This window comes from Mycobacterium sp. NGS68, assembly GCF_059812195.1.
Genome location: NZ_JCALCE010000010.1, coordinates 87,290 through 99,278 on the forward strand (window position 1 = coordinate 87,290; position 11,989 = coordinate 99,278).

Sequence of the window (11,989 nt, forward strand, 5' to 3'; positions counted from 1 at the left end):
TGCGCGCGTTATCTGAGAATATTGTTTTCACTTAACGCGGAATCACTATGTCTGCCGACCGGCGAGGTTGTCAATGCTGTGTCAGCGATACTGCCGGCAGTACGCGTCGATGGAGGTGTTCACGAAGTCTTGGGCGTGCTCGGCGAGGAAGGAACCGGCGGCTTGCTGTTGTTGGCGGAAGCTGTCGATCTCGATTGTCAGAGGCACCCCACGACGCATGTCCTCGCAGACCTGCTTGCCGGTGGCGGTCGCCTTGTCCGGCTCGAGGCCCGCCATGCCCTTTTCTTCGAGAGCCTGCATGAACGCCTTGTCTTGGTCCGGTGTAGAGACCAGCGGGGCACTGCTCGTTGGAGCAGCCGACGCGCTCGAGGTTGCACTTTGCGGCGGCGCCGCCTGCTTGGGAGTCTTCTCCGACCCCAACGCCCAGTTCCCCAAGGCAATCGCGCCCGCGAGCACCAGACAGCCCGCCACCAGCAAACTGGCGATGCGCAGTGTCGTCCCCCACGACTGGTTTTCGACGGCTGGCGGGCGCCGGCCCTGGGGTGTTTCCTCGCGGACTTCCTCGGGGAGTTCGTCGCCGCCGAGGACATCGCCGGTCGACCAGGCGAGCTCGACCTTTTCGGTGGGCCGGGCGTTGGGCACCGCGGTGGTCTGGCCCTCGTTGATCGGGGCCGCAACGGTATAGCCGTCCAGCGAGGCAGCGACAGTCGGGTCGGAGGGGCGCCGTTCCCGATCGGGCATGAAGGACATGTTAGCCGCTCACGCCCCATAGCCGCGCCGACTGGCTGTGGGCCGGGTCAAGTCAAGTGGCGGTCGCGCCACCGGGCGAAGCGATTCGTCGGCAACTGGATCGCCGCCATCACCGAACTCATCGACGACGCCACCGACTTTGCGTGGGTCCTGGGCTCGTCGGCGGGAACCGCGGGAGCGTCCCCCTCCCACCAGGTGGGCTCCAACAGCGCCGACGTCACCGGGATCGCCTTCTCGACGCTGTCACGACCCCACTTGCCCGCGCGGTCGATGGCCGCGGCCGACGGCGCCAGGTTGATCGGCGAGAGCGTGCGCTGGAACCGGACCAGGTGGTCGGCGTAGGGCGCGTTGCGCAGCATCTGCAGCTGGATCGCCTGCAGGATCGGGGCGAGCCACAGGTGCCGCGAGTCCCATTGCGGGTGAAAGCAGTCGAAGGCGAGATAGCACGCGTTGCGGGTGCCCAGCTTTCCGTCGCGGACCCGCTTCCACGCCAGCTCGACGGGGACGTTGCTCGCCGCGCCGCCGTCGACCAGCGCCGCGACGTCCTTCTCCGCGCACAGGTCATCCAGCATCGGGATCATCCGCGGGTCGCTGGTCTCGTGGTGCAGCACGCCGGGGATGGCCGACGAAAATGACGCCGCATCAACGACATTGAGGTCGCGGGCGGGATCGTCGCCGCTGATCACGATCGGCTTGACCACCCGCACGTCGATGAACGCCGACACCTGCCACATGCGTGCGCCCACCCGCGGGCCGATGCCGATCGGAATAAAGGGCAGCGACCGCCCCTGCAGCGCGGCCAGTTCGGGATGGCGGAACTTGGATGGCAGCGCCGCATAGGGCTGCTTGCGAACGCCGGCGACCACCACGTCGAAGGGGATGGCCAGGTCGGACATGCGCATGAGTTCGCCGTCCTCACGGCTCAGCAGCGCGCGGGCGAACTGGTCGAAGCGCAGCGCGAACAGGCCCGCCAGGCCGTGCCGGCGGCGCACCCGCTCGGGTCCGATGATCGCGCGGTAGGACACCGTCTTCGCCCAGTCGACGTACTCCTCGATCGGCACCGGCAGCGTGCGGGCGACCAGACTGCCGATGATCGAGCCGAATGACGACCCGATCATGTAGTCGGGCACCTGCCCGGCCTGCACCAGCCGTTGCATGCCGCCGATGTAGACGAAGCCGGCGCCGCCGCCACCGCCCAGGACCGCGACCAGCTTCTTGTAACCGACCTCGGCGTCGAGTTCGGCGGGGGAGAAGTCGTTCCCGTGGCGCTCGATGAGCACCTGCCGCTGGTCGTTCTGGTCGTCGACCAGGGTGTCCAGCGCGTCGCGCGCCGTCTTGAGGGCGGTGATCGGGTCGCGCTCCTCGCGCAACGGTCCGTATAGCGCGTCGGTGACCCGGGACCGCCACGGGGCCACTTCGGCGCCGACGGCAATGTCGCCGCGCCCGCGGCTTCCACACGGACCCGCCGCGCCCGGCTCGAAATCGTCGAGCCTGACGAAGTTGAGGATGTAACGCAGCCTGCGCAGTTCCTCGGCGCTCAACACGTCCGGCGTGGACAGGTTGAGCCGGATCAGCCGATTCTCCATCCGCTGCAGCAGCAGGGCCGGCTCGGCATTCGGCAGGTCGACTGTCTCGGGCGTCTCGCCGCTGTCGGAGGCCGCCTCCTCTTCGGCGTACTCCTCGGCTTCCGCTTCGACTTCCTCTTCGGCTTCCTCGATGAGCTCGAGGGTGGACTCGCGCCGGCTCAAGCGGCTGCGCAGTGCGTCGGGGAACGGGTTCCGCATGGTGCCTCAAGCCTCTCACGTCGATCCGGCGTAGCGTCTACCCATGATCGGACGACTGCTGAACCACCAGGTCAGCATCGGAGCCCTGATCGAGCTGGCGTTCTGGTTGGCCATTCCGTATCTGTGCATCGGGCTGGCCTGGACGGTCGTGCACCCCGAACAGATGCACCAGATCCAGGACCGGCTGGAAAAGGTGACGCCGGTCGGCTCTGACCTCGGGGCATTCGGACTGATGACGGCGTTCTGGCCGGCCTCGCTACAGATCGCGAATGCGTGCCCATAGCCCTGATCGGGCAGGCTAGGCTCCGGCCATGTCGATAGACCGTGCCGCGCTCGTCGCGGGCAGCATCCGGCTCGCCTCGGGCGTCTCATTCCTGGTCGATCCGCTGCGTGCCAACCAACTATGGGGCGCCGACGCCGAGGAGTCGTCGCCGACGGCGCGGCTGCTGCTGCGGTCGATGGGCTACCGCGACGCGTTGATCGGCGGGCTGCTGCTGGCGTCGGGGCTGCGTGGCAGGAACACCCGCGGCTGGTTCCTGGCGTCCGCCGGCGCGGACGCCTCCGACCTGCTCGGCGGGATGAGCGTGCACGACGAGATGAAGCGCTCGCAGCAGATCGTCGGCCTGGGCGGAGCGATCGTTGGCATCGGCGTCGGGTTGTGGGGCGCCGCGCGCCGGACAACGGGAGCCGGTCAGGGCGCGCAGGTGGTTACTGGCGCAACCGCGGAAGCACGTCGCTTTCCCAGGCGCTGAAGAAGCCTTCCATGTCCGGCCCGATCTGCTGCACGTACACCTCGTCGACACCAGCGTCAAAGTAGGCGCGGACCTGGGCCGCGTGCTTGTCGGGGTCCGGCCCGCACGCGACTGATTCCGCAACCTTGTCCGGGGCCACCAGCGACATCAGGGCAGCGAAATCCTTTGGCCGAGGCAGAATTTGCGCGGATTGACCCGGCAAGGCCTCGTTGGCCCACAACCGGTGCGCCACCTTGAGGGCGGCATCGGAATCGCGGTCCCAGCTGACCTTGGTGCCCGCCTGTACCGGCTTGTCGCCGCCGCCCGCGTCTCGGAAGGTCTGCACCAAGTCGGCTTCGGGCATCGCCAGGCAATACCCGTCGCCTACTCGCCCGGCCAGCCGCGCGCCCTGCGGGCCGAATCCGGACACGTAGATCGGTACGGGCTTATCCGGACAGGTGTAGATGCGCGCCTCTTGAACCTCGTAGTGCTTGCCGTGGTGACTGACTTCGTCGCCGGCATGCAGCAATCGGATCACCTCGATCGCCTCCTCGAGCATCTCTTGGCGGACGCCGACCGAGGGCCAGCGATCACCCAGAACATGCTCGTTGAGCGCTTCGCCGCTGCCCACGCCGAGGATGAAGCGACCCTCCAGTTGGACTGCGGCCGTAGCGGCAGCGTGGGCGATGATCGCCGGATGGATGCGGATCGTCGGGCAAGTGACCGCTGTCGTCACCGGCAACGACGTCACCTGCGACAGGGCGCCGATCACTCCCCAGACGAACGGGCTCTGACCCTGCTCGTCGTTCCAGGGATGGAAATGATCAGAGATCCACAGTGCCTCGAAGCCGGCAGCTTCGGCGCGCTTGGCCTGGTCGATCAGTTCCGCCGGGCCGAATTGTTCGCACGATAAGAAGTATCCGATAGTCGCCATCGCGGACGGTTACCCGCTCACCGCCCGGTCAGACAGATACGGCGGTGTTTATTGGCTGCGAATCGGGGAACGCGATGGCGTGCCGGCACCGGAACTTGACCCCGTGACCTCAGCGCCAAGCGAATCGCCTTGCCGTCAGCAGGGTTTCGCCCCGCTGGGCAACCTGCCGCAAGGACTCAGCCATCTGGCGCTAATCGGCGCGGCGTTGGATCTGCAGACCTGATGTGCGGCAAGGCCTTTAGCCGCCGTTGTTGCCTGAGTCACCGCAGGCCCGGCCGCGGGCGCGTACACTCAGCGCATGCGATTCGGGGTACTGACGTTTGTCACCGACGAAGGCATCGGCCCGGTGGAGCTGGGCGTGGCGCTCGAGGAACGAGGGTTCGAGTCGCTGTTCGTCGCCGAACACACCCACATCCCAGTCGACACGAAGACGCCGTACCCGAGCGGTGGTCCGATTCCGCGTAAGTACTTCCGCGCGTTGGATCCGTTCGTGGCGTTGACGGCCGCCGCGGTGGCCACCACGTCGTTGGTCGTTGGCACCGGAATCGCGTTGATCCCCGAGCGGGACCCGATCATCACCGCCAAGGAGGTGGCCTCCCTCGATCTGGTTTCGCAGGGGCGTTTCCGCCTCGGCGTCGGAGTTGGGTGGCTGCGCGAGGAACTGGCCAATCACGGCGTCGACCCCGCGGTGCGCGGGCGGGTGACCGACGAGCGGTTGGCCGCGATGGTCGAGATCTGGACACAGGAGCGGGCCGAATTTCACGGCAAGCACATCGATTTCGACCCGATCTACTGCTGGCCCAAGCCCGTGACGAAGCCCCACCCACCGCTCTACGTGGGCGGGGGACCGGTGAACTTCAAGCGCATCGCCCGACTGAACGCGGGCTGGATTGCCATCAGCCCATTGCCGGAACTGTTGGCGGTTGCGCTCGAGGAACTGCGTGCGGTCGCCGGTGACGACGTGCCGGTGACGGTGTGTCAATGGGGCGAGGACCAGACGGCGAAAGCCGTTGCGGGCTATCGGGATCTCGGAGTGGAGCGGGTTCTGCTGGATCTGCCCACTCAACCGCGCGACCAGACGCTGCGCCGTCTCGACGCGATGGCAGCCGACCTCGCGCAGCTGGGCTAGCGCCGTCAGCGGCGGATCGTATCGACCGTCCACCTCGGCAGAAACGGTGCGCGGGTGAGGAAGTGGTCGCCTTGCCCGATCTTGCGCAGCAGCACCTGCGTACGCAGGATGCAGCAGCCCATCCGCACCATGGCGAAGATCTCATACCAGCCCAGATCGACAAGGCTGCGGCCAATCATGTTCTCGTAGCGCCGGATAACCCGCTCGCGGGCGTCGAATCCCGGCAGCTCAGGATCGAGGTCGAGGCCGTTGACCTCCAACGTCTGCCGCCGGGTGGCCAGCCACCAGGCGAAGTCGGTCTCGGCTGGACAGACGCAGGCCTGTTCCCAGTCCAGCGCCCCGACGAGCCCACCCCAGTCGTCGAAGATCGCGTTGGACAGCCGGGCGTCGTTCCAGCAGACCGCCAGCGGACCGGTTTCCTCGGGTTGGCGCCGCACCAGCCAGTCGAATGCCTCCGTCATGAGGGCGGGCACCTTGTTGTCGGTGCCCCAACTCACATAGTCTCGCCACCAGGACAATTCGGCCGAGACGCCAACCCCAGCGGGCCGCTGCAACCAGGCGGTGCCCTCGATAGGAACACGCTGCAGGTCGGCCAGCGTCTCGAGGAACGAGTCGTGCACGCGCCGCTGTACTTCCGGCCCGGCGTCGTGCAGCCATCCCCGCGTGGCGTACGACGTGTCCGACGGCGTATGCCCGGCAATCCGCGGCATCACCAGAAACCTTGAGCCGATCCACGATTCGTCCGGCTCGTAGTGGATCGGTGACGGGGTCGCGATCCCGTGCTCGTGCAGCAGATTCTGCGTGCGGGTCTGTGCGTCCAGGTTGTACGCCGGAAAGATGCCGCCACCGGCGGGCGGGATCCGGACGACGTACTCCGTGCCGGCACCGTCCATTTCGGCGGTGAAGACCAGGCTTTCGCTGGACCATCCAGCGGCGCGGTTGGCCGCGCGCAGATCCGAAACCGCGGTCCTGCGGCCGAACCTGTGCTCGAACCACGACTCGAGTTGCTCTCGGGTGGCGGCCAGATCGCGTTGCACGAGGGCGATGCCTGCCATGCGAGCAAGATTTACACAGCGCGGGCCCGATGTAAAGAATCCGGTGTTTACGTTTCGCTAGTCCTATGTAATACGCTGGTCGGGTGACCGCGCCCCTGACGTTCGGCGACATCGACGATGCGACGCTACCGCTGGCGGTGCTGGTGCACGGCTTTCCGGACACGCCCAACACGTGGCGTTACCTGGGGCCCGACCTCGCCTCGCGCGGATACCGCGTCGCGGCGCCGTGGTTGCCGGGCTACGCCGCAGCGGTGTCCGCGCCCGTGAGCGTGGGCACCTATGTGCGTCACATCCTCGAGACCCGTCGCGCATACGCGGGTGACGAGCGCGCGATCCTCGTCGGCCACGACTGGGGCGCCCACGCGGGATACGGAGTGGTCGCGACGGACCCGACGGCCTTTCGGCGATTCGTTGCGCTGGCGGTTCCGCCGATCGCCGCGTTGACGGCCGGCCTATTCGGCTACGCCCAACTCAAGCGCTCGTTCTACATCTGGTTGATCCAGCAGGTCGGTCTCGCCGAGGCCGCATTGCTGGCCCCGGGTTTCTGGGAGGGGCTGTGGCGGGACTGGTCGCCGGGCCACGACCCGCGCGCCGACGTGGCTGACCTGCAACGATATCTGACGCCCGAGAACATCGCCGACGTCATCTGCCCCTACCGGGCCTCGTTCAATCCGGAGTTCGCGGACCCGGAGGCGGGGGCCGAGGCCGCCGCCACGATGCAGCCGCCGCCGGTGCCGACGCTGTATCTACACGGAGCCGACGACGGTGCCATCGGTGCGGAGTTGCTCGTCGATCTGGCCCCGCACCTGCCCACCACCGGGTCGGCCTTCGAAATCATCGATGGCGTAGGGCATTTCCTGCACCTCGAGCAGCCCGAGCTGGTCGCGGCCAGGATCGCGGACTGGCTCGACGGCTAGGCGACTCCAATCCGGCGGCGTGCCGCAGTTCGGCCAGGAATTGCCCGGGAGTGCCGCCGCCGATCATGTAGTGGCAGACGGCAATCCGGACTACGGCGCTGGCTGCGACGTCCCCGTCGTCGGTGCCGATGATGCGCGCGATGCGCTCCTGCATGACCGGCAGCACCCGCTTCATCTGGAACAGCACATGATCGGGCTCGGTGTCGGCCAGCGATCCCAGCGAGTACGTGCTCTGGAAGTCGACGATGAACTGCAGTGCGGCGTCAAGCCTGGCGGCGCCGCTCAGCCCGGCCATGGCGGCCGCGATGCCGGCATCGAAATTGTCCTGCTCGTAGAGTCCGAACGCCTCCAGCAGTCCTTCCTTCGTGCCGAAGTACCGGTACACCGTCGGGCGCGAGACCTTCGCCTCGGCGGCCACGTCGGACAACTGCAGCCGGCGGCGGCCGCTGCGGGCGAGCACGACGAACGTCGCGGCCAGGATCCGCCGTCTCGTCGACGACTCGGCCTCCGCGAAGGAACGAGAAGCCACATCGCGTACTTTACATCTCGGAGGCCAAATGTCACACTCTGACGGATGGCCCAACCTCGTCGGTCTCTCCTGTGGCAGCCGGCAAACCCGACCTTCAGCAGGTGATCGCAGTGCTGTCAACGAATTACGGCTCGCTGGTGCCCGAGGATGAACTCCTGACCCATCAGATCGTGGATACCTTTGCGACGGTGAGCCAATCGGATCCGTCGTGGACGGAGAAGATCTGGACCATCGCGCACGCGCGGGACAACTCGCTGCAGGTGGTGCTGGGGATCGGCAAGTACACCAACCGGGGCGTGTTCGACGGCGCGGCCGGCGTGTGCCGCGGAACCGAGCAGTGGACCGTGCGCGCGGGGCGGCGCCTCTCCAGCGACCCGGCGGGCACGTCCGTCGGGCCCATTCACTACCGCGTCGTCGAACCGCTGCGGGCGATCCGGGTCAGCCTCGACGCGAGCGAACACGCCCCGATCTCGTTCGACGTCGTCCTGCGCGGCACGTTTGACGCCGCGCTGGAAGACCCGTGGCCGGATCGCAGCCCGGACGGGTACCGGGTCACCCACAATGTGTTGCGCTACCACCAGATTGGCGTCGCGTCCGGCTGGGTGGAATGCGACGGCGTGCGCACCGCGATCGACGACGACGAGTGGATCTGCATCCGCGACCACTCCTGGGGGCTGCGACCCGGCGTCGGCAAGCCGATACCGGGCCTGCCGCGCGGCAGCCGCAAGATCAAGCAGATGTTCATGACCTGGCTGCCGATGACGCTGACCCGGGCCGACGGCTCCGCGTATTCGCTGTTCGTCTTCTACCAGGAGGAGCGTGGCGACGGATTCACCGAGATCCGTTGTCAGGCAGAGCAACAGAATGCCGACGGCACGTCGCAGCGGTTCACCTGCGTCGAGCAGGACCTGTACTTTCAGGACGACAACCGTCGACTCACCCACGGCACGATCACCCTGATCGATTCCGCCGGGTCGAGGCGCCCCCTGACCATCACCGCCGCCGGCCCGACGGGCTTCCACCTCGGCACCGGCGGCTACTACGGCTGGAACGACTGGGTGCTGGGCCAGTGGGTCGGCGATCTGAAGGTCGAGGGCAACCACGTCACCGACTGTGACCACCCCGCGAACGCGCGAGAGTTGCACCAGCTCAGGGACCTGCTGGTGCGCGTCGAGGACCCCGTCGGGGGCGGCAGCGGCCTGGGCAACGCGGAAACCTTTGCCCTCGGCGCGTTTCCCGACCGCGGACTGACCGCGGAGAATTCGTTCCTGTGAGTCAGGTGCCGCAGAAGGTGCGGTAGACGCCGAAATCCTCGGGCGCCGGCAGGGCATACCGCTCGAAGCCTTCTCGTTCCGTGAACGGCGCCCGCACCGCCTCCACGAGCCGTTCGAACGGACCGAGATCCCCGGCCGTCGCCGCCGTCAGGGCCTCCTCGACCAGGTGGTTGCGCGGAATGTATACCGGATTGACGCGGTCCATCGCGTCGGCGTCCGGCCCCAGGGCCCGCCAGCGCGAGATCCAGTCGGCGAAGCCAGGCTGATCGAATTCTGTTTCACCGCGGGCGGTTTGGCTCAGCCGGCGGAAAAACGAGGTGTAGTCGACGCGGTTTTCCTTCAGCAGGCCCAGTAGCTCCTCCGCCACTGCAGGGTCGGCATCCGGCGGCAACCCGAGCTTGGCGCGCATGCCGGACGACCATACGTCGTCGTACCCGGACCGAAACGCGCCGAACGCCTGCTCCGCGAGCGCGACACCCTCCTCGAGGTTGTCGGCGAGCAGCGGCAGCAGCGCCTCGGCGAACCGGGCGAGATTCCAGCCGGCGATGGCCGGCTGGTTGCCGTACGCGTAGCGCCCCCAGTGGTCGATCGAACTGAATACCGTGTCGGGGTCGTAGGCCTCCATGAAGGCGCACGGCCCGTAGTCGATGGTTTCACCGGAGATCGTCATGTTGTCGGTGTTCATCACCCCGTGGACGAAGCCGGCCAGCATCCAGCGCGCCACCAGCGCAGCCTGCACCCCGGCCACCGCCTCGAACAGCGCCAGGTAAGGGCGCTCCGCCTGTGCCGCGCCGGGATGGTGGCGCGCGATCGCGTGGTCGGCCAGGCGCCGCAACAGGCGCAGGTCACCGGTGGACGCGGCGTATTGGAAACTCCCCACCCGCAGGTGACTGCTGGCGACGCGGACAAGCACCGCGCCGGGAAGTTCCGTCTCGCGCTGCACCGGGCGCCCCGTTGCGACGACGGCCAGGGATCGGGTGGTCGGGATCCCCAGCGCGTGCATCGCCTCGCTGACGACGTATTCGCGGAGCATCGGTCCCACCGCGGCAAAGCCGTCGCCGCCGCGCGCGAACGGCGTCGCCCCGGAACCCTTGAGGTGGATGTCGACCGCACGACCGCCGGGGCCGTCGAGCTCGCCCAGCAGCAGCGCGCGACCGTCGCCGAGTCGCGGGACGAAGCCGCCGAACTGATGTCCCGAGTAGGCCTGCGCTACCGGGGTGGCGCCGCTGGGGACCAGGTTGCCCACCAGGAAACGCAGCCCGTCGGGACTCCGCAGCCACGCTGCGTCGAGGCCGAGTTGGGCGGCCAGCGGATCGTTGAGGGCGAGCAGCCGAGGTTCGGTGGCCGCCTCAGCCCGCCACTCGACGGCCATCTCGGGCAGGTCGGTGGCAAAGCGCTTGTGCAGAACAGTGACGCTCACTCGATCCAGAGTACGTCGGGCTAGCCGACTGCCTGCTGGATCAGATCGCGCGCGCGGTCGAGCATCGAGGCGAACGGCCCGACGGCGAAATTGAGCTTCGCCGATTCCACTCCGGGGTGCGGCCGGGTGGGCGCGATGGCCTCCGCGACCCGTACGGCGGTCCCCATCCGCTTGAGTTCGGCGGCGTCGAGTTCCCTTTGCAGTTTCGGAAATTCGTCGCGCTCTTCTTGCTCCGCGTGCTCCAGCACGGCATCGCGCAGCTTGCTGAGTTCGTCGATGAACTGCTGCGAGGTGATGTCGAGCTTCTCGATCTTCGACAGCTGTTCCTTCGCGTCGTGCTCCTCCTTGAGCAGCGCGTCGACGATCTCGTCGCCGGCCCGAAAGTCGCGGCGGACGCGGGGGTGCACCAGCATCTCTTCGGCTGTCTCATGGACGGCCAGCAGTTGGCGCAACTCGATGAACGGCTTTTCGCGGGCTTCGGGATCCGACGCGAGCAGCACCTCGTCGAACATGTCCTCGATGAGGTTGTGTTGGGCTTTGAGGAATGCGACGACTTCGTCGGGCGACTCGATGAGCATCTCGCTCATGGGCGATACACCTCCTGAGAGGGGGGTAGAGAAACGCGGGCTGTGGGCTGTGCACCGCTTTCGGCCGCATACCCTCAAGCAGGTTCGCTAAAACGCTTGCCGCACTGCTACCAGGCGCTCCACCTCGTGCAGATCGTAGGGCGCGCGCAGGCCGAGGATCAGATGGTCGGCTCCGGCATCGACCAGGGAACGCATCAGGTCTGGGTCCGCCTCGTGGATCCACACCGTGCGTTCGATCTCGCGGGGATCCCTGCCTATCTCCTCGCACCATCGGTCGAGGACGGCGGTTTTGACGCGAACCGTTTCGGCGTCCCCGTAGCCGTTCCACATGTCCGCGTATTGCGCTACCAGTCGCAGGGTGCGCCGTTCGCCGTTGCCTCCGATCAGCAGCGGCAACCGGCCGATCGGTCCCGGCTGCAGCCGCCCAAGTCGGCGGCGAATGCGAGGCAGCGCTTCGGCAAGCCCATCGAGTCGCTGCGCAGGGGTCCGCACCGGGTAGCCGTATTCGGTTTCGTCCTTTTCCATCCACCCCGCCCCGACACCCAGGACGGCCCGCCCGTCACTCAGGTGATCGAGTGTGCGCGCCATGTCGGCGAGTAGATCCGGATTGCGGTAGCCGCAGCACGTCACGAGCATGCCGATCTGCGAAACGCGCCGTGTTGTCACCGCCATTGCCGCGAGGATCTGCCAGCCCTCGAAGTGTGATTCGTCGGGTGCGCCATACAGCGGCGGGAAGAAGTGGTCCCAGGTCCACAGGCTGTCGACGCCCAGCTCGTCGACGCCCTGCCAACCCGTTTTCAGGGCAGCCATCGTCGTGTTCTGCGGATGAATCTGTACGCCGACCTTTACCATCACATGCCAGCATGGCCTATCGCCGGA

13 protein-coding genes are annotated in these 11,989 nt (G+C 67.3%); 5 read left to right on the forward strand and 8 right to left on the reverse strand.

Annotated elements, in window-relative coordinates:
- Nucleotides 1-81: 81 nt before the first annotated feature.
- On the reverse strand, nucleotides 82-741 hold the full coding sequence (locus AC5Y5V_RS13345; protein ID WP_499935572.1) for a DUF732 domain-containing protein: 660 nt from the start codon (nucleotides 739-741) through the stop codon (nucleotides 82-84).
- Between the two features lie 56 nt (nucleotides 742-797).
- Entirely contained in the window at nucleotides 798-2,534 is a 1,737-nt protein-coding gene (locus AC5Y5V_RS13350) for a patatin-like phospholipase family protein (protein ID WP_499935574.1), read from the reverse strand.
- Between the two features lie 43 nt (nucleotides 2,535-2,577).
- On the opposite strand from AC5Y5V_RS13350, the gene AC5Y5V_RS13355 reads away from it, so the two are divergent.
- Both AC5Y5V_RS13355 and AC5Y5V_RS13360 read left to right on the forward strand, forming a co-directional pair.
- The gene (locus AC5Y5V_RS13355; RefSeq protein WP_499935576.1) at nucleotides 2,578-2,817 is read left to right on the forward strand and encodes a hypothetical protein; all 240 of its coding nucleotides are present in this window, start codon (nucleotides 2,578-2,580) and stop codon (nucleotides 2,815-2,817) included.
- Nucleotides 2,818-2,845: 28 nt separating this feature from the next.
- Complete coding sequence (locus AC5Y5V_RS13360; protein ID WP_499935579.1) at nucleotides 2,846-3,286, forward strand: DUF4267 domain-containing protein; 441 nt, start codon at nucleotides 2,846-2,848, stop codon at nucleotides 3,284-3,286.
- On the opposite strand, the gene AC5Y5V_RS13365 is transcribed toward AC5Y5V_RS13360, so the two are convergent.
- Entirely contained in the window at nucleotides 3,243-4,199 is a 957-nt protein-coding gene (locus AC5Y5V_RS13365) for a TIGR03557 family F420-dependent LLM class oxidoreductase (RefSeq protein ID WP_499935583.1), read from the reverse strand. The two genes, AC5Y5V_RS13360 and AC5Y5V_RS13365, sit on opposite strands and share 44 nt — an antisense overlap.
- Before the next feature lie 298 nt (nucleotides 4,200-4,497).
- On the opposite strand from AC5Y5V_RS13365, the gene AC5Y5V_RS13370 reads away from it, so the two are divergent.
- The gene (locus AC5Y5V_RS13370; protein ID WP_499935586.1) at nucleotides 4,498-5,328 is read left to right on the forward strand and encodes an LLM class F420-dependent oxidoreductase; all 831 of its coding nucleotides are present in this window, start codon (nucleotides 4,498-4,500) and stop codon (nucleotides 5,326-5,328) included.
- Nucleotides 5,329-5,333: 5 nt separating this feature from the next.
- Here AC5Y5V_RS13370 and AC5Y5V_RS13375 read toward each other — a convergent pair whose 3' ends face one another.
- Nucleotides 5,334-6,383, reverse strand: coding sequence for a phosphotransferase family protein (locus AC5Y5V_RS13375; protein ID WP_499935589.1), 1,050 nt, complete (start codon nucleotides 6,381-6,383; stop codon nucleotides 5,334-5,336).
- A gap of 83 nt (nucleotides 6,384-6,466) precedes the next feature.
- Here AC5Y5V_RS13375 and AC5Y5V_RS13380 point away from each other — a divergent pair, with 83 nt between their 5' ends.
- Nucleotides 6,467-7,300, forward strand: coding sequence for an alpha/beta fold hydrolase (locus tag AC5Y5V_RS13380; RefSeq protein WP_499935593.1), 834 nt, complete (start codon nucleotides 6,467-6,469; stop codon nucleotides 7,298-7,300).
- Here the strand turns inward: AC5Y5V_RS13380 and AC5Y5V_RS13385 are convergent.
- On the reverse strand, nucleotides 7,218-7,829 hold the full coding sequence (locus tag AC5Y5V_RS13385; protein ID WP_499935597.1) for a TetR/AcrR family transcriptional regulator: 612 nt from the start codon (nucleotides 7,827-7,829) through the stop codon (nucleotides 7,218-7,220). The two genes, AC5Y5V_RS13380 and AC5Y5V_RS13385, sit on opposite strands and share 83 nt — an antisense overlap.
- Before the next feature lie 110 nt (nucleotides 7,830-7,939).
- On the opposite strand from AC5Y5V_RS13385, the gene AC5Y5V_RS13390 reads away from it, so the two are divergent.
- Nucleotides 7,940-9,103, forward strand: coding sequence for an Rv3169 family protein (locus AC5Y5V_RS13390; protein ID WP_499935600.1), 1,164 nt, complete (start codon nucleotides 7,940-7,942; stop codon nucleotides 9,101-9,103).
- 1 nt (nucleotide 9,104) lies between these two features.
- On the opposite strand, the gene AC5Y5V_RS13395 is transcribed toward AC5Y5V_RS13390, so the two are convergent.
- The 3 genes from AC5Y5V_RS13395 to AC5Y5V_RS13405 form a co-directional block, all read right to left on the reverse strand.
- Entirely contained in the window at nucleotides 9,105-10,475 is a 1,371-nt protein-coding gene (locus AC5Y5V_RS13395; RefSeq protein ID WP_499935871.1) for a protein adenylyltransferase SelO, read from the reverse strand.
- Nucleotides 10,476-10,543: 68 nt separating this feature from the next.
- Nucleotides 10,544-11,110: a hemerythrin domain-containing protein gene (locus tag AC5Y5V_RS13400; RefSeq protein WP_499935603.1), complete on the reverse strand. Its 567-nt coding sequence runs from the start codon at nucleotides 11,108-11,110 to the stop codon at nucleotides 10,544-10,546.
- A gap of 87 nt (nucleotides 11,111-11,197) precedes the next feature.
- Entirely contained in the window at nucleotides 11,198-11,962 is a 765-nt protein-coding gene (locus AC5Y5V_RS13405) for an LLM class F420-dependent oxidoreductase (RefSeq protein WP_499935606.1), read from the reverse strand.
- Between the last annotated feature and the right edge of the window lie 27 nt (nucleotides 11,963-11,989).

What these genes read in the sequence shown, in the direction of transcription:
- AC5Y5V_RS13365 (WP_499935583.1), bottom strand. Translation starts at nt 4,199, where the DNA reads ATGGCGACTATCGGATACTTCTTATCGTGCGAACAATTCGGCCCGGCG.
- AC5Y5V_RS13370 (WP_499935586.1), top strand. Translation starts at nt 4,498, where the DNA reads ATGCGATTCGGGGTACTGACGTTTGTCACCGACGAAGGCATCGGCCCG.
- AC5Y5V_RS13355 (WP_499935576.1), top strand. Translation starts at nt 2,578, where the DNA reads ATGATCGGACGACTGCTGAACCACCAGGTCAGCATCGGAGCCCTGATC.
- AC5Y5V_RS13375 (WP_499935589.1), bottom strand. Translation starts at nt 6,383, where the DNA reads ATGGCAGGCATCGCCCTCGTGCAACGCGATCTGGCCGCCACCCGAGAG.
- AC5Y5V_RS13360 (WP_499935579.1), top strand. Translation starts at nt 2,846, where the DNA reads ATGTCGATAGACCGTGCCGCGCTCGTCGCGGGCAGCATCCGGCTCGCC.
- AC5Y5V_RS13345 (WP_499935572.1), bottom strand. Translation starts at nt 741, where the DNA reads ATGCCCGATCGGGAACGGCGCCCCTCCGACCCGACTGTCGCTGCCTCG.
- AC5Y5V_RS13400 (WP_499935603.1), bottom strand. Translation starts at nt 11,110, where the DNA reads ATGAGCGAGATGCTCATCGAGTCGCCCGACGAAGTCGTCGCATTCCTC.
- AC5Y5V_RS13350 (WP_499935574.1), bottom strand. Translation starts at nt 2,534, where the DNA reads ATGCGGAACCCGTTCCCCGACGCACTGCGCAGCCGCTTGAGCCGGCGC.
- AC5Y5V_RS13395 (WP_499935871.1), bottom strand. Translation starts at nt 10,475, where the DNA reads ATGGCCGTCGAGTGGCGGGCTGAGGCGGCCACCGAACCTCGGCTGCTC.
- AC5Y5V_RS13405 (WP_499935606.1), bottom strand. Translation starts at nt 11,962, where the DNA reads ATGGTAAAGGTCGGCGTACAGATTCATCCGCAGAACACGACGATGGCT.